Below are 22,889 nucleotides of genomic sequence, written 5' to 3' on the forward strand. Positions count from 1 at the left end.
AGTTCTCAAGGAACGGACGCTTCCTTTGTACTCACCCTCTCGGGCTTTCCTCCGGGCGCTTCCCTTCGGTCTTGCGTTTCCGACTCTATCAGATCTTTCAGGACCTGATTTCCTCGGTGCTTTCCAGGTAATCCGCTTCCGCGTTTCCCTTTCCGGCGGCTCCGACTTTATCAGATTCTCTGAGTCGGAATTCCCGCCCCGTTCGGGCACCGGCTCCGGAGCACAAGGCTTCGGGGTTCCCGTTCAGGCGGAGACGTAAACGTACTGGAGCGGAGCGCCCCGATGCAAATCGAGGTGCTCCGCTCCTGGTTGAGACCTGACCGAAGGTCAGACCTCGACGACGACCGGCAGGATCATCGGGCGTCGGCGGTAGCTGTCGGACACCCACTTGCCCAGCGTGCGCCGGATGAGTTGCTGCAGCTGGTGGGGCTCCACCACACCGTCCTGGGCCGACCGCTCCAGGACCTCCGTGATCTTCGGGAGGACGTCGGCGAAGGCGGAGTCGTCGATACCGGAGCCGCGTGCCTGGATGTGCGGGCCGCCCGTGAGCTTGCCGGTGCTGGCGTCCATCACCACGAAGACCGAGATGATGCCCTCGTCGCCGAGGATCTTGCGGTCCTTGAGCGCGGGCTCGCCCACGTCACCGACCGAGAGGCCGTCGACGTAGACATAGCCGGCCTGGACCTTGCCGGAGATCTTGGCCTTGCCCTCGATCAGGTCGACGACGACGCCGTCCTCGGCGATCACGATCCGGTCGTGCGGCACCCCGGTCAGGGCGCCCAGCTCGGCGTTGGCACGCAGGTGGCGCCATTCGCCGTGCACCGGCATCAGGTTGCGCGGCTTGCAGATGTTGTAGAAGTACAGCAGCTCGCCCGCGGAGGCGTGGCCGGAGACGTGCACCTTGGCGTTGCCCTTGTGGATGACGTTCGCGCCCCAGCGGGTCAGGCCGTTGATGACCCGGTAGACCGCGTTCTCGTTGCCCGGGATCAGCGACGACGCCAGGATCACCGTGTCGCCCTGGACGATCCGGATCTGGTGGTCACGGTTCGCCATCCGGGAGAGGGCGGCCATCGGCTCCCCCTGGGAGCCCGTACAGACGAGGACGACCTCGTGGTCCGGAAGGTCGTCGAGCGTCTTGACGTCGACCACCAGGCCCGGCGGGACCTTCAGATAGCCGAGGTCCCGTGCGATGCCCATGTTGCGGACCATCGAGCGGCCGACGAAGGCGACCCTGCGGCCGTACTCGTGGGCGGTGTCGAGGATCTGCTGGATGCGGTGCACGTGGCTGGCGAAGCTCGCCACGATGATCCGCTTGCTGGCGTTCGCGAAGACCTGGCGCAGCACGTTCTGGATGTCGCGCTCCGGCGGGACGAAGCCCGGGACCTCGGCGTTCGTGGAGTCCGAGAGGAGAAGGTCGATGCCTTCCTCGCTCAGCCGGGCGAACGCGTGCAGGTCCGTGAGGCGGCCGTCCAGCGGGAGCTGGTCCATCTTGAAGTCGCCGGTGTGCACGACCATGCCCGCGGGGGTGCGGATGGCGACCGCGAGGGCGTCCGGGATGGAGTGGTTGACCGCGACGAACTCGCAGTCGAAGGGGCCGATACGCTCGCGGTGGCCCTCGGCCACTTCGAGCGTGTAGGGCCGGATGCGGTGCTCCTGGAGCTTCGCCTCGATGAGCGCGAGCGTCAGCTTGGAGCCGATCAGCGGGATGTCCGGCTTCTCGCGCAGAAGGAACGGGACGCCGCCGATGTGGTCCTCGTGCCCGTGCGTGAGCACGATGCCCTCGATGTCGTCGAGGCGGTCCCTGATGGACGTGAAGTCCGGCAGGATCAGGTCGATTCCGGGCTGCTCCTCCTCGGGGAAGAGCACTCCGCAGTCGACGATCAGCAGTCGGCCTCCGTACTCGAAGACCGTCATGTTCCGGCCGATCTCGCCGAGGCCGCCGAGCGGGGTGACCCGCAGGCCGCCCTTCGGGAGGACCGGCGGCGCGCCGAGTTCAGGATGCGGATGACTCAAAAGACTCTCCTCACCACGCGCGCCACGTACCTGGCAAGGCACGTGGCGCGCGTGACGTTCGTGCAGTAGCTGTTGTGTGGGGTGCAGGCCCATGGCCTGCGGATCAGGCGTATTCAGTTGTGAAGTCTGTGGTTAGAGCTCTACCCCGCCGGCGCCAAGATCGATCTTGAGCTGGGTGGTCTCCTCGGGCGACAGTTCGACCATCGGGGCGCGGAGCGGACCGGCGGGCAGGCCCTGGAGGGCGAGCGCGGCCTTGGTCGTCATGACGCCCTGGGTGCGGAACATGCCGGTGAAGACGGGAAGCAGCTTCTGGTGGATCTCGGTGGCCTTCTGGACGTCCCCCGAGAGATACGCGTCGAGCATCGCGCGCAGTTCCGGGGTGACGACGTGACCGACCACGGAGACGAAGCCCACCGCGCCGACGGAGAGCAGCGGCAGGTTCAGCATGTCGTCGCCGGAGTACCAGGCGAGGCCGGAGCGGGCGATGGCCCAGCTGGCTCGGCCGAGGTCCCCCTTCGCGTCCTTGTTGGCGACGATACGCGGGTGCTCGGCGAGCCGCACCAGGGTTTCGGTGTTGATCGGTACGCCGCTGCGGCCGGGGATGTCGTAGAGCATGACCGGCAGTTCGGTCGCATCGGCGATGGCCGAGAAGTGGCGGTACAGGCCCTCTTGCGGGGGCTTGTTGTAGTACGGAGTGACGGTGAGCAGGCCGTGCGCGCCGGCGTGCTCGGCGTCGCGGGCGAGCTCGATGCTGTGGCGGGTGTCGTTCGTGCCGACGCCGGCGACGATGTGGGCCCGGTCGCCCACCGCCTCCAGCACGGCGCGCACGAGTTCCGATTTCTCCGCGTTGCTGGTGGTCGGGGACTCACCGGTGGTGCCGTTGATGATCAGGCCGTCGTTGCCTGCGTCCACCAGGTGGGTCGCGAGCCGCTGAGCGCCGTCGAGGTCGAGTCCGCCGTCCGCCGCGAAGGGCGTGACCATGGCGGTGAGGACCCGCCCGAAGGGGGTCTGCGGAGTGGAGGTCGGAGCCATGGGTAATACGCTACTCGCTGCTCACCGCGTGGTCTGCCCTCGGGAGACACGACAAAGCATGACAAAGATGGAACCCGGCACTGCCTGCTCGGGGGTTCAAGCAGTGCCGGGTCCGTTTGATCAGGCTAGATGAACTTCGCGAAATGCCGCAATACGGACACTTCGCTCGGCTGACCCGTACATCTGTGCCGGACCGGTGCGCGGAGGCGTGTTACGGCGCCACGCGCCCGTTCGCGTTGTAGGCCGCATGTGTGAGCGGCATGAGCCCGGCCCACTCCGCCTCCATCTTCTCGGCGACCATCTCGATCTCCCGCTGCGGGAACGACGGCACCTTGGCCAGCTCGTGCTGGGTGCGCAGGCCGAGGAAGTGCATCAAGGAACGGGCGTTGCACGTGGCGTACATCGAGGAGAAGAGACCGACCGGGAGGGTGGCGCGGGCGACCTCGCGGGCGACACCGGCCGCCAGCATCTCCTGGTACGCGGCATAGGACTGCCGGTAGGACTCCTCCATGGCCGCGGTGACGGTCTTGTGCTGCTCGGGGGTGCCCTGGACGAATTCGTACTTGCCGGGGCGTCCCTGCTGGACCAGCTTGCGGTCCTCACCGGGAACGTAGAAGACCGGTTCCAGCTCCCTGTAGCGGCCCGATTCCTCGTTGTACGACCAGCCGACGCGGTGCCGCATGAACTCGCGGAAGACGAAGATCGGGGCGCTGACGAAGAAGGTCATCGAGTTGTGCTCGAACGGGCTGCCGTGGCGGTCCCGCATCAAGTAGTTGATCAGGCCCTTGGAGCGCTCCGGGTCCTTCTGCAGTTCCTCCAGCGACTGCTCTCCCGCGGTGGAGACACGGGCGGCGAACAGCACGTCGGCGTCGGAGGCCGTGTGCTTGATCAGCTCGACGGTGACATCACTGCGGAAAACGGGCTTGAGGTCGTCGGCTGGGGTGTCGGTCACGGTGCGGAGGATCCTTCCCATCACTGGCTCGGGCGGCGACCACTCTACGGCCCGGCACCGACAACGGGCGTTCGGTGCCGGGCCGCGGCATTCATCGGCGAACTTCTGCGAATTCGGCGATTCCGGGCACCTCATGAGACATTCGGCCGTCTGTATGAGTGGGAGCGACGCGTTCGAGCGGTTCGCGTCGCTTGCCATCGGATCACCCAGGTCGCCCGGATCACCCCGGTCGCCCTCGTCAGCGGGGCACCTTGCCGAGCAAGCCCCCGGAGGAGAAGCACCGCCCATGTTCCGTCGGCGCGAGTCCGTCCCGTCCGCCTTCACCGCCGAAGCCGACCAGTTCCGCAGCAATGTCGCTCCCCCGCCCCGCGAGCGGTCCTCCGCCGGACAGATAGCCGGCCGATGGCTCTTCGGCCTCACCCTGATCGCCGGGCTCGCCGGGTCCCTGGTCCTCGGAATGCCCGCCCTGTCACAGGATGGGTCACCTGCGCAGACGCAGCACTCCGTGGCGTCGGACGGCCGCTGACCCTTCCGGACCCCCAAGGGTGGTGGGCCTGCAGGCGGCTCGATAACCTCACCGGGCACTGCCCCTGCGTGGATCTAGTGAGGTTCAGTCGTGCCCCTGCCCTTTCTGACGGCGGACCGCGCCTTCGACGAGTCGGCGGAGGATGTCGCGCTGCCCTTCGACGACCGCGACCGCTGGCGCCGCCCCTACCGGCCCGGCCCCTGGCGGGTGGGCGCGGCCGCGCTCGTCCTGCTGCTCGCCTCGTACGTGCTCGTCGCGGCCGTGATCATCGCCGTCGCCGGGACGCTGCCCGGTGCCGCGGCCTGCATGGCCGGGGCGGCGGTCGTCATCCTGTGCGCGCTGCGGCTGCTGCGCATGGGGGTGTGGGTCAGTGCCCGCGGGCTGCGCCGGGTGGGCTTCTTCGTCACGCGGACGACTCCGTGGGAGCGGGTCGTGGCGGTGCGCACGGTCCAGCAGCCGGTGCGCTGGCTCGGGCTGCCGCGCACGGTCCAGGGCCAGGCCCTGACGCTGGTGAGCGCGGACCGCGCGCCCGCTGAGGTACCGCCGCTGATGACCACGCACAACGCCGACTTCCTGGCGCGTACCGAGGCCTTCGACCGGGCGGCGGACGTCATCGAGGTGTGGGCGGAGGAGTACCGCCGGGTCTGAGACATCGCGACGAAGGGGCCGGTCCCGCACACGGTGCGGGCCGGCCCCTTCGTCGTACGGGCCTGTCAGGCTTCCAGGGTCCGGCCCTCGTGGAGGGCGATGGCCCGCTGCATGGCCTTGCGGGCGCGCGGGGTGTCGCGGGCGTCGTGATAGGCCACGGCGAGGCGGAACCAGTTGCGCCAGTCGTCCGGGGCGTCCTCGGTCTCGGCCTTGCGGCGGGCGAAGACCTCGTCGGCCGAGTCGCGGTCGATGCGGCCGCCCTCGGTGCGCCGCAGCTCGTCGACGGGCAGTCCGCCCTCGGCGTCGAGCACGGCGGCGAGCTTGTTGGCCTTCCGGACGAACTGGGTGTTCTGCCAGAGGAACCAGACGCCGATGACCGGCAGGATGAGCACCGCGACACCGAAGGTGACGGTGATCAGCGTGCCGTTCTGGATGAGCAGCACGCCCCGGCTGCCGACCAGGACGAAATAGACGACCAGGACGGCGGCCGTGATGGCATAGGTGATCTTCGCGCGCATGTCTGCCGGCTAACTGTCGTACGTACCCGGCTCAGCCGAGGTCGAGGAAGTGTTCCAGGCCGAAGGTGAGGCCCGGGGTGGTCACCACGCGGCGGGCGCCGAGCAGGATGCCCGGCATGAAGCTGCTGTGGTGGAGGGAGTCGTGGCGGATGGTCAGGGTTTCGCCCTCGCCGCCGAGCAGGACCTCCTGGTGGGCCAGGAGGCCGCGCAGCCGGACCGCGTGCACCGGGACGCCGTCGACGTCGGCACCGCGGGCGCCGTCCAGGGCGGTCACCGTGGCGTCGGGCTGCGGGGCGCTGCCCGCGCGCTCCCGGGCCGCGGCGATGAGCTGAGCGGTGCGCGTGGCGGTGCCGCTGGGGGCGTCCACCTTGTTCGGGTGGTGCAGCTCGACGACCTCGACGGACTCGAAGTAGGGCGCCGCGACCTCGGCGAACTTCATCGTCAGGACGGCTCCGATGGAGAAGTTGGGCGCGATGAGCACGCCCGTCTCCGGGGACGCGGCGAGCGAGGTGCCGAGCTGCGCGAGACGCTCCTCGGTCCAGCCGGTGGTGCCGACCACGGCGTGGATGCCGTGCCGGACGCAGAAGTCGAGGTTGCCCATCACCGAGGCCGGGGTGGTCAGCTCGACCACGACCTGGGTGTCGGCCTCGACCAGCGTCTCCAGCTTGTCGCCGCGGCCCAGCGCGGCCACCAGCTCCATGTCCTCGGCGGCCTCGACGGCTCGTACCGCCTCGGCTCCGATCCGGCCCTTGGCACCGAGGACCGCCACGCGCAGCTTGCTCATTGCTTGGTTCCTTACCGAGACGGGATTTACGCGACCGCGTCGTGCAGACGGGACGCCTGCTTGTCCTTGACCGGGCCGATGACCGCCAGCGAGGGCCGCTGTCCGAGGACGTCCCGGGCGACGGAGCGGACCTCGTCCGGGGTGACCGACGCTATCCGGGCGAGCATGTCGTCGACCGACATCTGCTCGCCCCAGCACAGCTCACTCTTGCCGATGCGGTTCATCAACGCGCCGGTGTCCTCCAGACCGAGGACCGTGGAGCCCTGGAGCTGGCCGATGGCCCGGCCGATCTCGTCGTCCGAGAGGCCGTGCTCGGCGACCTGGTCGAGCTCGTCGCGGCAGAGCTTGAGGACGTCGTGGACCTGGCTCGGGCGGCAGCCCGCGTAGACGCCGAAGAGACCGCAGTCGGCGAAGCCGGAGGTGTACGAGTACACGCTGTAGGCCAGCCCGCGCTTCTCGCGGACCTCCTGGAACAGGCGCGAGGACATGCCGCCGCCGAGGGCGGTGTTCAGCACGCCGAGGGCCCAGCGGCGGTCGTCGGTGCGGGCCAGGCCCGGCATGCCGAGGACGACGTGGGCCTGCTCGGTCTTGCGGCCGAGGAGTTCGACGCGGCCCGCGGTGCGGATGCTGCGCCGGCCGTCGCGCGGGGCGATGGGGGCCGCCTCCGCGTTCTTGAAGGCGCCGGCCTTCTCGAAGGCGGCGCGGACCTGGCGTACGACCTTGTTGTGGTCGACGTTGCCCGCGCAGGCCACGACGAGGTGCGTCGGGTCGTAGTGCTTCTTGTAGAAGCGGCGGATGCGGTCCGCGGTGAGGGCGTTGACGGTGTTGACGGTGCCGAGGACCGGGCGGCCGAGGGGGGTGTCGCCGAGCATGGTGTGCGCGAACAGGTCGTGCACGCAGTCGCCCGGGTCGTCCTCGGTCATCGCGATCTCTTCGAGGATGGCTCCGCGTTCGACGTTGACGTCGTCCTCGAGGATGAGCGAGCCGGTCAGCATGTCGCAGACGACGTCGATGGCCAGCGGCAGGTCGGTGTCGAGGACGCGTGCGTAGTAGCACGTGTACTCCTTGGCCGTGAACGCGTTCATCTCGCCGCCGACCGCGTCGATCGCCGAGGAGATGTCCAGGGCGGACCTGCGGCCGGTGCCCTTGAAGAGCAGGTGCTCCAGGTAGTGCGTGGCGCCGTTCAGGGACGGCGTCTCGTCGCGGGAGCCCACGTGCGCCCAGATGCCGAACGTGGCGGAGCGCACGGAGGGGAGCGTCTCGGTGACGATGCGCAGCCCGCCGGGCAGGGTGGTCTTGCGGACCGTGCCGATGCCGTTCGCGCCCTTGATGAGGGTTTGGGTACGGGCGACGGCCCGCGCCTCCGAAGAGGTGCGGGCCGTCGTCGTGGAGCTACTCGACGTCACTGGTCGGTGTCGTCCTTCTTCTCATCGTCGCCTTCGCCCTCGACCACGGGGATCAGGGAGAGCTTGCCGCGGGAGTCGATCTCGGCGATCTCGACCTGGACCTTCTGGCCCACACCGAGGACGTCCTCGACGTTCTCCACGCGCTTGCCGCCGGCCAGCTTGCGGATCTGCGAGATGTGCAGCAGACCGTCCTTGCCCGGGAGCAGCGACACGAACGCGCCGAACGTCGTCGTCTTCACGACGGTGCCCAGGTAGCGCTCGCCGACCTCCGGCATGGTCGGGTTGGCGATCGAGTTGATCGTGGCGCGGGCGGCCTCGGCGGCCGGGCCGTCGGCGGCACCGATGTAGATGGTGCCGTCGTCCTCGATCGTGATCTCGGCGCCGGTGTCCTCCTGGATCTGGTTGATCATCTTGCCCTTGGGGCCGATGACCTCACCGATCTTGTCCACGGGGATCTTGACGGTGATGATCCGCGGGGCGTTCGGGGACATCTCGTCCGGCGTGTCAATCGCTTCCATCATCACGTCGAGGATGTGGAGGCGGGCGTCGCGGGCCTGCTTGAGGGCCGCGGCCAGGACGGAGGCGGGGATGCCGTCCAGCTTGGTGTCGAGCTGGAGGGCGGTCACGAACTCCTTGGTGCCGGCGACCTTGAAGTCCATGTCGCCGAAGGCGTCCTCCGCACCGAGGATGTCGGTGAGGGCGACGTAGTGCGTCTGGCCGTCGATCTCCTGGGAGATGAGACCCATGGCGATACCCGCGACGGCGGCCTTCAGCGGCACACCGGCGTTGAGCAGCGACATGGTGGAGGCGCAGACCGAACCCATGGACGTCGAGCCGTTGGAGCCGAGGGCCTCGGACACCTGGCGGATCGCGTAGGGGAACTCCTCGCGGGTCGGCAGGACCGGCACGATCGCGCGCTCGGCGAGCGCGCCGTGGCCGATCTCGCGGCGCTTCGGGGAGCCGACGCGGCCCGTCTCACCGACGGAGTACGGCGGGAAGTTGTAGTTGTGCATGTAGCGCTTGCGGGTCACCGGGGAGAGGGTGTCCAGCTGCTGCTCCATGCGGAGCATGTTGAGGGTGGTGACGCCCAGGATCTGGGTCTCGCCACGCTCGAACAGCGCCGAGCCGTGCACGCGCGGGATGGCCTCGACCTCGGCGGCCAGCGTACGGATGTCCGTGACGCCGCGGCCGTCGATGCGGACCTTGTCCTTGATGACGCGCTCGCGGACGAGCTTCTTCGTCAGGGCGCGGTACGCGGCGGAGATCTCCTTCTCGCGGCCCTCGAACTGCGGGAGCAGCTTCTCGGCGGCGATCTCCTTGACGCGGTCCAGCTCGGCCTCGCGGTCCTGCTTGCCGGCGATGGTGAGCGCCTGGGCGAGCTCGCTCTTGACCGCGGCGGTCAGGGCCTCGAAGACGTCGTCCTGGTAGTCCAGGAAGATCGGGAACTCGCCGGTCGGCTTGGCGGCCTTCGCGGCGAGGTCCGACTGCGCCTTGCACAGGACCTTGATGAAGGGCTTCGCGGCGTCGAGACCGGCGGCCACGACCTCCTCGGTCGGCGCCTCGGCGCCGCCCTGGACGAGCTGGATCGTCTTCTCGGTGGCCTCGGCCTCGACCATCATGATCGCGACGTCGCCGTCCTCCAGGACGCGACCGGCGACGACCATGTCGAAGACGGCGTCCTCGAGCTCGGTGTGCGTCGGGAACGCGACCCACTGGCCGTTGATCAGCGCGACGCGGACGCCGCCGACCGGGCCGGAGAAGGGCAGACCGGCCAGCTGGGTGGACGCGGAGGCGGCGTTGATCGCCACGACGTCGTACAGGTGGTCGGGGTTGAGCGCCATGATCGTGGCGACGACCTGGATCTCGTTGCGAAGGCCCTTCTTGAAGGACGGACGCAGCGGGCGGTCGATCAGACGACAGGTGAGGATCGCGTCCTCGGAGGGACGGCCCTCACGGCGGAAGAAGCTGCCGGGGATCTTGCCCGCGGCGTACATCCGCTCCTCGACGTCCACCGTCAGGGGGAAGAAGTCGAGCTGGTCCTTGGGCTTCTTGGAAGCGGTGGTGGCCGACAGCACCATGGTGTCGTCGTCCAGGTACGCGACGGCGGAGCCGGCGGCCTGCTTGGCCAGGCGGCCCGTCTCGAAGCGGATGGTGCGGGTGCCGAAGGAACCGTTGTCGATAACGGCCTCGGCGTAGTGGGTCTCGTTCTCCACTAGCGTTTTCTCCTCGTCTTCGTCCCGTCCTGCCCGTGTGGCAGGGGGACGGTGGCGGAGAAGCGCTCCTTCTCGTGCGGGCCGGTCTTCGATCGAAGCACCCGGGGCTCTGACGCCCGGGGGCCACTACCGAGGACCGGCGGCGATGAGGCGCGCTTCTCCTCGTTCGTTGTCGTGAGATGCCCTACCCGGCGGGTACGGCGTCGTCACGCTGTGTTCGTCCGTGCTGTTTCCTGCGTATTGCGTTGTGCTACCACATTACAAAGCGTCGGTGACACTCCGCACGTAGAGAGCTCCCTCGGCAGCACATACAGCAAAAGGAGCGGTCCCCAAGAAGTGGGAACCGCTCCCTTCACGGCGTCTTACTTGGCGCCCGCCGCACCGCGGCGGATGCCCAGGCGTTCGACCAGCGCACGGAAGCGCTGGATGTCCTTCTTGGCCAGGTACTGGAGAAGGCGGCGACGCTGACCGACCAGGATCAGCAGACCACGGCGGGAGTGGTGGTCGTGCTTGTGCGTCTTGAGGTGCTCGGTCAGGTCCGAGATGCGGCGCGAGAGCATGGCGACCTGGACCTCGGGGGAGCCGGTGTCGCCCTCCTTCTGACCGAACTCGCTGATGATCTGCTTCTTCGTAGCGGCGTCGAGCGACACGCGTACTCCTCGTAGTCTCATGTCTGCCACCGAGTGCCCCTGGTCCACTTCTCAGGGGAGCTTCCGTGACTCGGGAGGCGGGGATCCGCTGGGCGCGGCCTCCAGAGCTGCGCTCCGGGGGTGCGTACACAAACGGCCGTTACACAGGGTACCAGCCTGGGCGGATACGTCTGTCCGGGTATCCGAACCTTCCGGAACGGGGCGGAACGGGCCACTAGGGTGACGCCAGAGGTCATTCGTACGTGGGGAAGGGGCCGGCGGAACATGGCCGAAGAAGCGGAGAACGACGTCAGGGCGCGCAAGGAGCGGGAGAAGGACGAGCTCTACGCGCTCGACATCTCGGACGCCGAATGGCAGAGCGCGCCGGGCACCGAGGAGCACGACGAGCGGGTCGAGATCGCCCATCTGCCCGGGGGCGCGGTGGCCATGCGGTCGTCGCTCGACCCGGGGACGGTGCTGCGGTACACGGAGGCGGAGTGGCGGGCCTTCGTGCTGGGCGCCCGGGACGGAGAGTTCGACCTGGAGCCCGCTCCCCACGCGGGCGGTCCGCAGGAGTAGCGGTCCGCCGGGAGCTCAGGGGCCGGTACGGAGACTTTTCCGTGGCGGCCCTTTTGTCTGCCCGCCTCGCGGCGCACCCCGTGGGAGGTGCCTGGGCGTCGGGCGGGCAGGGGAAGCACGTGGACGTCGCGCGGGCGGGAGAAGCGCGTGGACGTCGCGCGGGCGACCGTGCGGCAAGTGGCCGGGCGGTGCCGTTGTTTGTCCGCTTTCGCGGTCAATGGTGAGCGTGCGCAGGCCACTTCTGGGCAGGGTGTGGCGTAACGGGTCCCCGCGGTGGAGTGGACAGGACTGCCCCGCGAACAACCGTGGTGATTAGGCTGGGACCGGGCGCGACGCCTGAACCCGTGCGCGGGAGGCTCGCGTTATCCGGGGGGCCGGTCAATTCGGGCGGTCCCGTACGGACTTCGGGCGGCCTCGGTCGTCCGTGAACGTCAGCGGACGACAAGCAGACGGTCGGCCCTGCACGACGTGCGGGTGCTCGACCACACCAGGAGGAATTGTGAACAGCGATCGGGACGGGATCCGCGGGGGCTGGGCCACGCCCGGCGATGACCAGTCCGACGCCGAGTCCGCCGTCGAGACGACGGGCGAGTTCACCATCGACTACGCGCCGCCCGCCTGGTACACGCAGAACGCCTCGGACGGCCTCGGGGGTTCGGGGAGCACGGGCGGTGCTCGGGCGCAGGGCGGTTCGGGGGACTCGGAAGCGCCGAAGGACCCGGCGAAGGCCGACGGCCCGGAGGAGTCCGCGGGCTCGGAGGAGTCCGCGGAGCCGCAGGAAGCGCAGGATGCGCAGGCTTCGGCGTCCGGGGACGGTCCGACGGCCTCGGACGGCGCACCGGACGGGGACGCTCCGGCGGCCGTTCCGGTGCCCGGCCCGGTGCCCGTCGACGGTCCCGGGGCCGTCCGGCCGCCCGTCGCACAGCCCCACGTCGTACCGCCCCACGCGGCCGCCCCGGCTCCTGTCGCCGATGTCGTCGGCGGTCCGACCGCTCTGCCGAACCTTCCCGCGGGCGGGTTCCAGGAGCCGTGGACGCCCGCCGCTCCCCCCGCCGTCTCCGCCACCGTTCCCGACGCGCTGGATTCCGGGCACGGGGACCTCGAGAGCGGCGCGACCATGCGCTTCTCCGCCGTCGCGCTGAAGCGTGAGATCGCCGAGCGGACGGCTGCCGAGGATGCCGGGGACGCGGACGCTCCTGCGGCCGACTCCGGCGGTGAGGACACGGGAGCCGAGGGCGCGGGGGCCGAGGACACGGCACAGGCCACGGCCGGCACCACCGAAGGTGACGACCGGGGCGACACCGGCACGGTGCCGGGCGAGGACGAAGCCGAGGCCCCGAGCGCGCCGGTGGCCGGGCCCGAACACGCCGGCCCCTCCGGGCAGACGGCGCACGCCCAGCCGGTGGCCGCGCCCGAGCCCGTCATCGACCCCGTGCTCGCCTACCAGTCGCTGGAGGCCGCCTCCCAGTCCCAGCGTGCGGGCGCGGCCGACGCGCCGGCGGCGGACGGGGCCGCACCGGCCGACGCCGTCGTCGCCTCCCCGGGCGCCGGGTCCGTCGAGGAACCGGGCACCGGCGTGGCCGGGATCGACGGCGAGGCCCAGGCGCAGGCCGCGGACACCGTGGAGCCGCGCCCCGCGGACGACGGGGCCGGCCCGGACGCCGGTGCCCACGGCGCCGGTGATTTCCGGCTCCAGGACGTCACCCCCCGGAACGTGTCCCCCCGGAGCGACGAGCCCCGGGACGGCAAGCCCCGGGACCACGAGCCGCAGGACGCGGTGCCCGTGGCCCGGCCGGAGGAGCCCGCGGGAGCACAGGGGACGCCTCCCGCCTGGGCTCCGCCGCCGCTGCCGGGGGGTGGGCTGCCGCCGTTGCCGCCCGCCTACCAGCCCGCGGCCCCCGCGTCGGCCCCGCAGTGGCCCGCCACCACGGAGCCCGCTCCGGCCGCGGAGAGCCGGGTGCCGCACCAGGCGCCCGCGACCCCGGCGCCGGGAGCACCCTTCCAGCCCCCGGCTCCGGCCCCCGCGCCGTCGGCGTGGTCCTCCCCCGGTGCTCCCGGTCCCGCGGGGTCGCCTCAGGGACCCGCGCCTGTACAGCCGGCCGGATTCGAGAACGCCGTAACGGCTCCGCCGCAGGCCCAGCCGCCGGTGACACCGGCTCCGGCGGCTCCCGTTCCGCCGCAGCAGGGGAGCTACGGGTTCCCGCAGTCCGGCACCCCGGACCCGGCGTCCGTCCCGCAGGACAGCTACGGCTTCCCGGGGCCCGGCACACCCGCACCGGCTCCGGCGGCCCCGGCCGCCCAGGCTCCGGGCTACGGCTTCCCGTACCCGGGCACCGCGCCCCAGGACCAGCGAGCACCCCACCAGCAGAACCCCCAGCCAGCCGCCCCACAGGCCCCCGGCTACGGGTTCCCGCAGCAGACCGCCCCCGCCCCACAGCAGACACCCGCCCAGCCCGCCCCCGCACCGGGCTACGGCTTCCCGCAGCCGGGCACCGCGCCCCAGGACCAGCGAGCACCCCACCAGCAGAACCCCCAGCCGACCGCCCCGCAGGCCGCCGGCTACGGGTTCCCGCAGCAGACCGCCCCCGCCCCACAGCAGACACCCGCCCAGCCCGCCCCCGCACCGGGCTACGGCTTCCCGCAGCCGGACACCACACCCCAGGACCAGCAAGCACCCCACCAGCAGACCCCCCAGCCAGCCGCCCCACAGGCCCCCGGCTACGGGTTCCCGCAGCCCGCCCCGGCCGCCGCACCCGTGCCGGACGCCGTGCCGCCGCACGCCCCTGCCCCCGCTCCTCAGCAGGGCTACGGGTTCCCGCAGCCTGGGGCCGACTCGGCTGTTCCGCAGCCCGGTCACGACCTCGCGCAGCCTCCGGCGCAGGCCGCCCCGCCGTACCCGGCGCCGGGTACGGCGCAGCCTCCGCACCAGCCGGGCCCCCAGCCCGTGCAGCAGCAGCCCGCCACCCCCGTCGACCCGCGGACCGGTACCGCCTGGCCGCAGCCCGTGCGGCACGACCAGCGGCAGCCGGTCAACCCCGGTGCAGCCCCGCTCGGGTACACCGCGGCGGTGGAACTGTCCTCCGACCGGCTGCTCAACAACAAGCGGCAGAAGGCCAAGAGCGGTCGTCCGACCGCCGCGTCCTCGCGCTTCAAGCTGGGCGGGAAGAAGGAAGAGGCCGAGCGGCAGCGGAAGCTGGAGCTGATCCGGACCCCGGTGCTCTCCTGCTACCGGATCGCCGTCATCAGTCTCAAGGGCGGTGTCGGCAAGACGACCACGACCACCGCGCTCGGCTCCACGCTCGCCACCGAGCGCCAGGACAAGATCCTCGCCATCGACGCCAACCCGGACGCCGGCACGCTCGGCCGCCGCGTGCGTCGCGAGACCGGCGCCACCATTCGTGACCTCGTCCAGGCGATCCCGTTCATCAACTCGTACATGGACATCCGGCGGTTCACCTCCCAGGCGCCCTCCGGGCTGGAGATCATCGCCAACGACGTCGACCCGGCCGTGTCCACGGCCTTCAACGACGAGGACTACCGGCGCGCGATCGACGTCCTGGGCAAGCAGTACCCGATCATCCTGACCGACTCCGGCACGGGTCTGCTCTACAGCGCCATGCGCGGGGTGCTCGACCTCGCCGACCAGCTCATCATCATCTCGACGCCGTCCGTGGACGGGGCGAGCAGTGCCAGTACGACGCTGGACTGGCTGTCGGCGCACGGGTACGCGGACCTCGTCGCGCGGTCGATCACCGTCATCTCCGGAGTCCGCGACACCGGCAAGATGATCAAGGTGGACGACATCGTCAGCCACTTCGAGACGCGCTGCCGCGGTGTCGTGGTCGTGCCGTTCGACGAGCACCTGTCCGCAGGGGCCGAGGTCGACCTCGACATGATGCGGCCCAAGGTGCGCGAGGCGTACTTCACCCTGTCCGCGATGGTCGCCGAGGACTTCGCGCGGCACCAGCAGTCGCACGGGCTGTGGACCAACGACGGCAACCCGCCGCCGGTGGCCGCACCTCCGATGCCGGGTCAGTACGTTCCCGGGCAGCAGGTTCCCGGCCCGTACGCTCCCGGGCAGCACGTTCCGGCACAGCCCGCGCCGGGTCAGGCCCCGCAGCAGCCGCAGCCCGAGCAGTTGTACGGCCGGCCGGGGCAGCCCTACCCGCAGCAGCCCGGTCAGCCCCATCCGCAGGCGCCCGCGCAGGGATACCCGCAGCCGCAGCAGCCGCAGCCGGGACAGCAGTTCCAGCCCGGTCAGCCCCATCCGCCGCACCCGGGGCAGAACCCGCCGCCTCCGGCGCCCCCGCAGCAGTAGGGCCGGCGGCTCCGCCGAGCGGCCGAACGCCACGAAGACCCGCACCGTTCACGGACGGTGCGGGTCTTCGCGTAGCGGAGAAGGGCCGGAGAGAGGCGGAGAAAGGGCCGGGAGGAGCTACTCCCCGTCGTACGCCTCGATCAGTTCCCGTGAGCGCTTCACGTCGTCGCCGATCGCCACCAGCAGGGCCTCGATGGAGTCGAACCGGGCCTGCCCGCGGACGAACGCGAGGAAGTCGACGGCGACGTGCAGACCGTAGAGGTCGAGGCCGACGCGGTCGATGGCGTACGCCTCCACCGTGCGCTCGGTGCCGTCGAACTGCGGGTTCGTGCCCACGGAGATCGCGGCGGGCATGGCCTCGCCCTGGGCGTGCAGCCAGCCGGCGTAGACGCCGTCGGCGGGGATCGCGGTGTGCGGGAGGGTCTCGACGTTCGCCGTGGGGAAACCGAGCTCACGGCCGCGCTGGGCGCCGCGGACGACGACGCCCTCGACGCGGTGCGGCCGGCCGAGGATCTCGCGCGCGCCCTCGACGTCGCCCTCGGCGACGAGACGCCGGGTGAGGGTCGAGGAGAACGGCTCGCCGCCGCCCGCCTCGCCGGACACGAACAGGTCGACGACCTCGACCTCGAAGTCGTACGTCTCCCCCTGCTCGCGCAGGAAGTCGACGTTGCCCGCGGCCTTGTGGCCGAAGCGGAAGTTGGGGCCCTCGACGACAGCCTTGGCGTGCAGCTTGTCGACCAGCACCTTGACCACGAAGTCGGCGGGCGACAGCTTCGAGAACTCGGTGGTGAACGGCAGGATGAGCAGGGCGTCGACGCCCAGTTCGGCCATCAGTTCGGCGCGGCGGTGGTGCGGGGCGAGCAGCGGCGGATGGCTGCCGGGGCGGACCACCTCGCTGGGGTGCGGGTCGAAGGTGACCACGACGGAGGGGACGCCCAGTTCACGGGCGCGGTCCACGGCGTGCCGGATGATCAGCTGGTGTCCGCGGTGCACCCCGTCGTAGGAACCGATGGTGACGACGCTGCGCCCCCAGTCCTCGGGGATGTCCTCCAAGCCACGCCAGCGCTGCACTGTGACCGCTCCTTGTCGAACCCGTGTCCGTCATTGCCTTATTCGCAGCTCTAAGGGTGCCATGCCGTGCGCTCTCGGCTTGCATCGGCATCGGGCTGTGACCGATTGCTCAGCGCCGCCGAGCGCGGCGGCGCGTTCGACCAAGTGCGTGGCACCGGGCCCGGCACGGGGTTCGGCAGGGCACGCGGTGGGGGCCCGGCGTGGTGCCGGGTCCGGTGCGCGGGTTCGGTCAGACGGGGGCCCGTGCCCCGGCCAGGTTCTCGATCAGGTGGCGGGTGCCGGGGCCGACCAGGCAGGACCACTCCCCGGGGGTGCCCGTCAGCCAGCGGGCCGCCAGGGGGGCGAAGCCCGGAACGCGCCGGGCCAGATCGGCCAGGCCCCGGTCGAAGGCGGTGGCCCCGGCCGGTGTGCGGGCGAGGAGAAGGCCGACGCGGCGCACCAGTTCGCGGGTGGGTGCCTCGCCCCTGCGGTCGAGACCGTCGGCGGCGGCCCTGAGCACGGTGTCGAGCACGACCGGATCGCGCTCGTGCGCCAGGAGCAGATCGAGCAGTTCGCACCGCAGCGGGGCCGACGTCTGGTTCCCGGGCGCCGCGAGAACCTGGGCGAGCGCGGTCCGCACCGGCGGGCCGCACATCTCCAACAGGCCGCTGACCAGTGGAAACAGCACCTCGTGGGAGGCGTTCTCGTGGTCGATGCGCCGGTCCACGTCCGCGGCCGTGTACGCGGCGACTCCGGGGCACAGCTCCACGGTCTCCCGCACCAGCGCGGCGACGGGGCGGGCCAGCGCGGGTGTGGTGACGTCGGCGAGTGCGCGCAGGAGTTCGGCCGTGTCGGGGCCGAGCCGCCGCAGCCGGTCACGGAAGGCGGCGAGCACGGGCTCCGGGTCGGTGGTGAGCGCGGCGGCCAGCGCGCTCGGGGGAAGCCGTGGGTCGCCGGCCGCGAAGCGGTCCAGAGCCTGCGGCAGGCAGCGGGCACGCGTGAGCGGATCCCGTACGAGGATGCCGAGCGCTCCGCCGTGCAGGGCGCGGTCGGCGGGACGGGCGAGCAGGGCGAGAGCGGCGCGGCGCAGCAACTCGCGGTCGGCCTGTGCCGCCGCGAAGGGTGCCGCCCTCAGCCCGTGGGCGACCGCCGCCGCCCGCCGCTTCGGCCGCTCGTCGTGCGCCCACCGGTCGACCGCCCGGCACACGGGCGACGGCTCCTCCTCGGCCAGCACGGCCAGCAGTTCGTCGCCCCGCGGATGCGCTCGGGCCATCAGGGCCTCGGTCAGATCGTCCGGGGCGCGCCGCCGGTGCGCGTACAGCAATGCCTGCGCGGCCGTCGCCACGGTCGCGTCGGGCGTCGCGGAAAGGGGCCGCTCGTCGTCGAACCAGCGGGTGAGGTGACGGTGCACGGCGACGGGGTCGGCTGCGAGCAGACGGGAGACGGTGTCGAGGTGGCGCGGGGCGGCGGGGGCCTCGCCCTGGTGCGGGAGTTCGGTCGCCGGGGTCCGGCGGGGGTCGGCGGCCACCAGGCGCCTGAGCAGGTCGAAGCGTTCCGTGTCCGGGACGGGCAGCGCCACCCAGAAGGCCGGCCCGAACTCCTCGGGGACGTCCCTGCCCTGCTGCCGCCACGCCACGATGCGCTCGGTGAGCAGCCGCAGGGCGCCGATGTACGGGGTCGCGTCGGGCACACGGAGCAGGACGGTGGTGCACAGCCGGGTGGCCCACCAGAGCGGGTCGCCCGGCGGGACGGTGAGCGGGGTGCCGTGGGGCTCGCCGTGCCGGGCGTCGGACCGGTCCGGCGTCTCGGGCAGCAGATCGTCGACCGCGTGGACGAGGTCCTCGAGGCGGCGGGTCAGTTCGGCGGTGGCCCGGTGCCGGGCCAGCAGGAGCAGGGTCTCGACGACGGGGCCGATCCGGTGCCGGGGGACGGGAAGGGTGTCCGGGCCGGAGGCGGGGGCCCCGGATCCGCGGTCCGCCGCGGTGGGCGGGGCGGACCGGCCGCGGCGGGCGGGCCGGTGGCCGGACGCCGTGGTCCCCGTACGCCCGGGGCCGGTGCCGGGTGCGCCGCGCCCGCGGTGGACCAGGCCGTCCAGCGCCGCGTCCAGGTCGAGGTGGGTGCCCTGGATCCAGTCGGCGAGCTCCTCGTGGGCGAAGCGGTAGCCGTCGCCGGCGGGGACGAGGAGTCCTTCGGTGAGGACGGCGGACGCCCAGCCGGTGATGCCCGCGAGGCGTCCCCGGGCGGGGCCCCAGGGGAAGACGCTCTCGAAGGAGGCCCGGTCCAGCCCGCCCTGTCCGGGGCCCAGACAGCGCCGGGCGGCTTCGTGCACCTGGCCGGAGACACGTGCGGCGAGCCGGCGCACGGCGGTGCCGCGCAGCCCGTTCGCGGCGGCGAGGCGGACCGCGACGCGCAGGCAGATCAGATCGAGGTGAGCGGCGAACACGTCGTCGCGGTCGAGCTGTTCGGCCCCCGGTGCCGTGGCAGGCCGCGGCACCAGGTCCACGGGTGCGGCCAGCACCTCGGAGAGCAGCCGGAGCACCAGCGGATGGCGGGCGTCGGCCTGTGCGAGGACGCCTTCCGGGATCCCGGCGTCCGACCGGGCCCGCCGCCCCTCCTCCTCGGTGAGATCGCCGAGCGGCACACAGGCGGGTGGCCGGCGCTCGCCCGGGTGTGCCGTCGCGCGGGTGTCCGTGCGGTGCAGCAGGGGTGCGGGGAACTCCGCCCCGGCCCGTTCCCAGTACTCCGGCCTGCAGGCGACCACCAGGCGGGTGCGGGTCTCCGTCAGCCATGCCGCCGTCGCCTCGGTCCAGGCGGGCAGGCGGTGGGCGAGTTCGGGGGGCATCTCCTCGGGGCCGTCGAGCAGGAGCAGCAGCGGGCGGCCGGCGGCACGCGCGACGGCGGCCAGCCGGTCCGCCGCGATGTCGCCGAGTTCGCCGCCGTATTCCTCGGGAGGCAGGACGCTCTTCTCGGCCGAGGACCGTCGTGCGGCCGCCGCCCCGGCCACCCCGGGGCTCTGCCGGGACGCGGCCACGATCCGTCCGGCGCGCTCCAGGGCGCGCGTCGCCGCGTCCGCCACCGAGGTGTCGTCGGCGCGGAGGTCGGCGCCGCGCAGCCACAGGGTCGGGGCCGGTTCGGGGCCGCGCAGGCGGCGCGCGGCGAGGGCTGCCAGTTCCGTCGTACGGCCGCTGCCCGGCGGGCCGACGAGCCCGATGACGCCGGCCGGGCCGTTCTCGAAGGCCGCGAACTCCCTTGTGACATGGGCCCGTTCGACGATTCCGGGGTGCGCTCCGGCAGTCCGGGACGGGACCGGCGGACGGGGTCCGTCGGAGCCCACCGAGGTCGCGGCGAGTTCCAGGGCGGCGGCGAGATTCAGATCGGCGCCGTACGCCGGCACGGTGGCCGCGTTGCGGGCCAGCAGCTCGGCGAGCTGCGGCACGGGGCCGCGGCCCCGCAGGGGGACGGCGAAGCCGGGCGCCCGGTGACCCGCCGGGGTCTCCCCCGGCAGGGTGCCGTCCGGGGTACGGGCGAGCGGGGCGGTGCCGACGACCGCCACCACGGTGCCGGTGCGGGCGTCGAGGACCGGTCCCCCGGCCGCTCCGCCGCCCGGCCTGAGCGCGTCCGCGCCCGCCGTGCCGATCGCCAACTCCAGTGCGTCGCCGAGGGGATGGGTGCGGCCGTCGGCCGCGTACGGCACGGCGGAGGAGCCCAGCACGCGCGCCTCGCGCCAGCCGCCCGCGGCGAGCCTGACGTACGTGCCGGTCGCGACGCGGTCCCGCACGGTGACGGGGAGCGGAACCAGGCCGAGGCCTTCGGTGCGGACGAGGGCCAGGCCGAGGCCGGGCAGCGGTGTGACGGCGTCGGCGCCCAGCACGCAGGTGCGGCCGCCGGGGGCGTGCAGGACGAGCCGGTCCAGGCCGTCGACGGCCTCGTGGCCGGTGATCACGGTGCCGTGGTGGTCGGCCGCGAATCCCGTGCCGCGGGGACGGCCCGCCGGATCGCAGACGCGTACGAGGGCGTCGTCCCCCGCCTGTCCGGCACCGTCCGCCGCCTCTTCGTTCCCGGTCCGCGGGCCACGCCCCGCCATACTCGAACCTCCCCGCCGCGCTTCTGATCCGACGGTAGGGGCGAGGTGATCAGCGGGACAGTTCGTGCGGGAAACGCGCCCCCTTCTACTCCCCTGGTTCACTCCGAGCGCCCGCCCGATGGGGTGAACAGGGCAGTTCGGATGGATACACCCTTGGGTGGGGGAACCGAGGGGGACCGTTGAGCGGCGGGCACGAGACCCCGTGACCGCCGCTCCGCGGGTGAAGCGTCCGCCCGACCGTGCGCCCGGCAGGGGCGCGCGACGCTCAGGCGAAGACGGCCAGGCTCTTCGCCTTGCCCTTCTGTTCCTCCACCAGCGCGAGGAACTGGCCCTCGGGGTCGAAGACCGCGACGGTGCCCTTGCTCGCGTACTCGTCGGGCATCTCGAGCCGGACGCCGTTGAGCAGCAGCCGGGCCCGCTTGGAGTCCACGTCCCAGCGCGGGAACGCGGCCGCGGCCGCCTCCGCGATCGGCATCACGGCCAGCTCCTCCTGGAGCTGGTCGAGGGTGCGCGCGGAGTCCAGCTTGTACGGGCCGACGCGGGTGCGCCGCAGGGCGGTGAGGTGACCGCCGACGCCCAGGTCCGCGCCGAGGTCCCGGGCGATCGCCCGGATGTAGGTCCCGGACGAACAGACGACGGAGACGACCAGGTCGAGCACCGGGGTGCCGTCCTCGGCGACCGCGTCACGGATGTCGTACACCGTGAACGACGAGATGGTCACCGGGCGGGCCGGGATCTCGAACTCCTCGCCCTCGCGGGCCCGTTTGTACGAGCGCACGCCGTCGATCTTGATGGCGCTGACCTTGGACGGCACCTGCATGACGGCGCCGGTCAGCTTGGCCACTCCGGCGTCGATCGCGTCGCGCTTCACGCCGGAGGCGTCCGCCGAGGAGGTGATCTCGCCCTCGGCGTCGTCGGTCAGCGTGTTCTGGCCGAGCCGGATCGTGCCGAGGTATTCCTTCTCGGTGAGCGCGAGGTGCCCGAGGAGCTTGGTGGCCTTCTCGACGCCGAGGACGAGCACGCCCGTCGCCATGGGGTCGAGGGTGCCCGCGTGGCCGACCCGGCGGGTCCTGGCGATCCCGCGCATCTTGGCGACCACGTCGTGCGAAGTGAAGCCCGACGGCTTGTCGACGATGACAAGCCCGTCGGGCGTTTTGGTCTTCTGCGTCATCGAGCCGAGTCGTCCTCGTCGTCCTCGCCCGGCTTCTTGTACGGGTCCGCGTCACCCGCGAAGGCCGCGCCGGCCGAGACCTCGCGCACCTTCGCGTCCGAGGCCCGTGCCTTGTCGAGCAGGTCCTCGATGGTCTTGGCGGTGTCCGGGAGGGCGTCCGCGACGAACGTCAGCGTCGGCGTGAACTTCACGCCCGCCGCCGCGCCGACGGCCGAGCGGAGCACGCCCTTGGCGCTCTCCAGGCCCGCGGCCGCCTCGGCACGCTGCTCGTCGTCCCCGTACACCGTGTAGAAGACGGTGGCCTCCCGGAGGTCCCCGGTGACCCGGGTGTCCGTGATGGTGACGTGAGTGCCGAGCCGCGGGTCCTTGATCCCGCGCTGCAGCTTCTGGGCCACCACCTCTCGGATGAGGTCCGCCAGCCTCTTCGCCCGCGCGTTGTCGGCCACTGGTCCGTCTCCTTCTTCGCCTTGCGTGTTGCGTCGGTCTTCGTCAGTCTTCGTCGCTGTGGAGCCTGCGTCGTACCGACAGCAGTTCCACCTCCGGTCGGCCCGCGACCAGCCGTTCGCACCGGTCCAGTACGTCGGTCAGGTGCTGGGTGTCCCCGGAGACCACCGCCAGGCCGATCTCCGCCCTGCGGTGAAGGTCCTGGTTGCCCGTCTCGGCGGCACTCACCGCGTACTTCCGCTGGAGTTCGGCGACGATCGGCCGGACGAGAGAGCGTTTCTCCTTGAGCGAGTGAACGTCGCCGAGGAGCAGATCGAAGGACAGTGTCCCCACATACATGTGTAACCGGATGTCCCGCCGGTACGGGGTAGAAGGCCTGCCAATGCGCTTGGCAGGAACATCAGAACCGTACAACGATCCGTCGGCTCGCTCGACGGGGTTTCCGGGCCCCGGCCGTACGCCGGGCGGGTGACCGGCAGCGACCGGCCCTCGGGCCGGCCGGGGCCGGTCACGCGATTCCCC

Annotated in this window: 17 protein-coding genes; 4 read left to right on the forward strand and 13 right to left on the reverse strand. The window is 71.9% G+C overall.

Going from position 1 to position 22,889, the window contains the following annotated elements; all coding sequences use genetic code 11:
• Window positions 1-327: 327 nt before the first annotated feature.
• The 3 genes from ACH4S8_RS24375 to thyX all read right to left on the reverse strand — a co-directional run bounded on the left by ACH4S8_RS24375 (window position 328) and on the right by thyX (window position 3,997).
• Window positions 328-2,013: a ribonuclease J gene (locus tag ACH4S8_RS24375; protein WP_398397391.1), complete on the reverse strand. Its 1,686-nt coding sequence runs from the start codon at window positions 2,011-2,013 to the stop codon at window positions 328-330.
• Window positions 2,014-2,145: 132 nt separating this feature from the next.
• A complete protein-coding gene (gene dapA, locus ACH4S8_RS24380) occupies window positions 2,146-3,045 on the reverse strand; it encodes a 4-hydroxy-tetrahydrodipicolinate synthase (RefSeq protein WP_398397393.1) in 900 nt (299 codons plus the stop codon).
• A gap of 211 nt (window positions 3,046-3,256) precedes the next feature.
• Window positions 3,257-3,997, reverse strand: coding sequence for an FAD-dependent thymidylate synthase (thyX, locus tag ACH4S8_RS24385; RefSeq protein ID WP_398397395.1), 741 nt, complete (start codon window positions 3,995-3,997; stop codon window positions 3,257-3,259).
• 286 nt (window positions 3,998-4,283) lie between these two features.
• On the opposite strand from thyX, the gene ACH4S8_RS24390 reads away from it, so the two are divergent.
• Both ACH4S8_RS24390 and ACH4S8_RS24395 read left to right on the forward strand, forming a co-directional pair.
• Window positions 4,284-4,523, forward strand: coding sequence for a hypothetical protein (locus tag ACH4S8_RS24390; protein WP_398397397.1), 240 nt, complete (start codon window positions 4,284-4,286; stop codon window positions 4,521-4,523).
• Window positions 4,524-4,613: 90 nt separating this feature from the next.
• Entirely contained in the window at window positions 4,614-5,171 is a 558-nt protein-coding gene (locus tag ACH4S8_RS24395) for a hypothetical protein (protein ID WP_398397399.1), read from the forward strand.
• Window positions 5,172-5,236: 65 nt separating this feature from the next.
• Here the strand turns inward: ACH4S8_RS24395 and ACH4S8_RS24400 are convergent, their stop codons facing one another.
• From ACH4S8_RS24400 to rpsO, 5 genes are all read right to left on the reverse strand, one after another.
• Complete coding sequence (locus tag ACH4S8_RS24400; RefSeq protein WP_398397401.1) at window positions 5,237-5,689, reverse strand: hypothetical protein; 453 nt, start codon at window positions 5,687-5,689, stop codon at window positions 5,237-5,239.
• Window positions 5,690-5,720: 31 nt separating this feature from the next.
• Window positions 5,721-6,473 carry a 4-hydroxy-tetrahydrodipicolinate reductase gene (dapB, locus tag ACH4S8_RS24405; RefSeq protein WP_387299261.1) on the reverse strand — a complete coding sequence of 251 codons (753 nt, stop codon included), beginning with the start codon at window positions 6,471-6,473 and terminating at the stop codon, window positions 5,721-5,723.
• Window positions 6,474-6,499: 26 nt separating this feature from the next.
• Window positions 6,500-7,879: a M16 family metallopeptidase gene (locus ACH4S8_RS24410; RefSeq protein ID WP_398397404.1), complete on the reverse strand. Its 1,380-nt coding sequence runs from the start codon at window positions 7,877-7,879 to the stop codon at window positions 6,500-6,502.
• Entirely contained in the window at window positions 7,876-10,092 is a 2,217-nt protein-coding gene (locus ACH4S8_RS24415) for a polyribonucleotide nucleotidyltransferase (protein WP_398397406.1), read from the reverse strand. The genes ACH4S8_RS24410 and ACH4S8_RS24415 overlap by 4 nt, the downstream gene beginning before the upstream one ends.
• Window positions 10,093-10,454: 362 nt before the next feature.
• On the reverse strand, window positions 10,455-10,742 hold the full coding sequence (gene rpsO / locus ACH4S8_RS24420; protein ID WP_351123407.1) for a 30S ribosomal protein S15: 288 nt from the start codon (window positions 10,740-10,742) through the stop codon (window positions 10,455-10,457).
• 264 nt (window positions 10,743-11,006) lie between these two features.
• Between rpsO and ACH4S8_RS24425 the strand changes: the two genes are divergently transcribed.
• Entirely contained in the window at window positions 11,007-11,300 is a 294-nt protein-coding gene (locus ACH4S8_RS24425) for a DUF397 domain-containing protein (protein WP_398397409.1), read from the forward strand.
• A gap of 499 nt (window positions 11,301-11,799) precedes the next feature.
• On the forward strand, window positions 11,800-15,618 hold the full coding sequence (locus ACH4S8_RS24430; protein ID WP_398397411.1) for an SCO5717 family growth-regulating ATPase: 3,819 nt from the start codon (window positions 11,800-11,802) through the stop codon (window positions 15,616-15,618).
• A gap of 117 nt (window positions 15,619-15,735) precedes the next feature.
• On the opposite strand, the gene ACH4S8_RS24435 is transcribed toward ACH4S8_RS24430, so the two are convergent.
• The 5 genes from ACH4S8_RS24435 to ACH4S8_RS24455 all read right to left on the reverse strand — a co-directional run bounded on the left by ACH4S8_RS24435 (window position 15,736) and on the right by ACH4S8_RS24455 (window position 22,706).
• Complete coding sequence (locus ACH4S8_RS24435) at window positions 15,736-16,689, reverse strand: bifunctional riboflavin kinase/FAD synthetase (RefSeq protein WP_398397413.1); 954 nt, start codon at window positions 16,687-16,689, stop codon at window positions 15,736-15,738.
• Between the two features lie 229 nt (window positions 16,690-16,918).
• The gene (locus tag ACH4S8_RS24440; RefSeq protein ID WP_398397415.1) at window positions 16,919-20,752 is read right to left on the reverse strand and encodes a serine protease; all 3,834 of its coding nucleotides are present in this window, start codon (window positions 20,750-20,752) and stop codon (window positions 16,919-16,921) included.
• A 265-nt stretch (window positions 20,753-21,017) separates the two neighbouring features.
• Complete coding sequence (gene truB, locus ACH4S8_RS24445) at window positions 21,018-21,923, reverse strand: tRNA pseudouridine(55) synthase TruB (protein WP_398397417.1); 906 nt, start codon at window positions 21,921-21,923, stop codon at window positions 21,018-21,020.
• The gene (rbfA, locus tag ACH4S8_RS24450) at window positions 21,920-22,369 is read right to left on the reverse strand and encodes a 30S ribosome-binding factor RbfA (protein WP_339131941.1); all 450 of its coding nucleotides are present in this window, start codon (window positions 22,367-22,369) and stop codon (window positions 21,920-21,922) included. The genes truB and rbfA overlap by 4 nt, the downstream gene beginning before the upstream one ends.
• A 43-nt stretch (window positions 22,370-22,412) precedes the next feature.
• A complete protein-coding gene (locus tag ACH4S8_RS24455) occupies window positions 22,413-22,706 on the reverse strand; it encodes a DUF503 domain-containing protein (protein ID WP_398397420.1) in 294 nt (97 codons plus the stop codon).
• Window positions 22,707-22,889: the final 183 nt, after the last annotated feature.

The sequence above is a fragment of the Streptomyces sp. NPDC021080 genome, assembly GCF_044333225.1.
Taxonomy (GTDB): Bacteria; Actinomycetota; Actinomycetes; order Streptomycetales; family Streptomycetaceae; genus Streptomyces.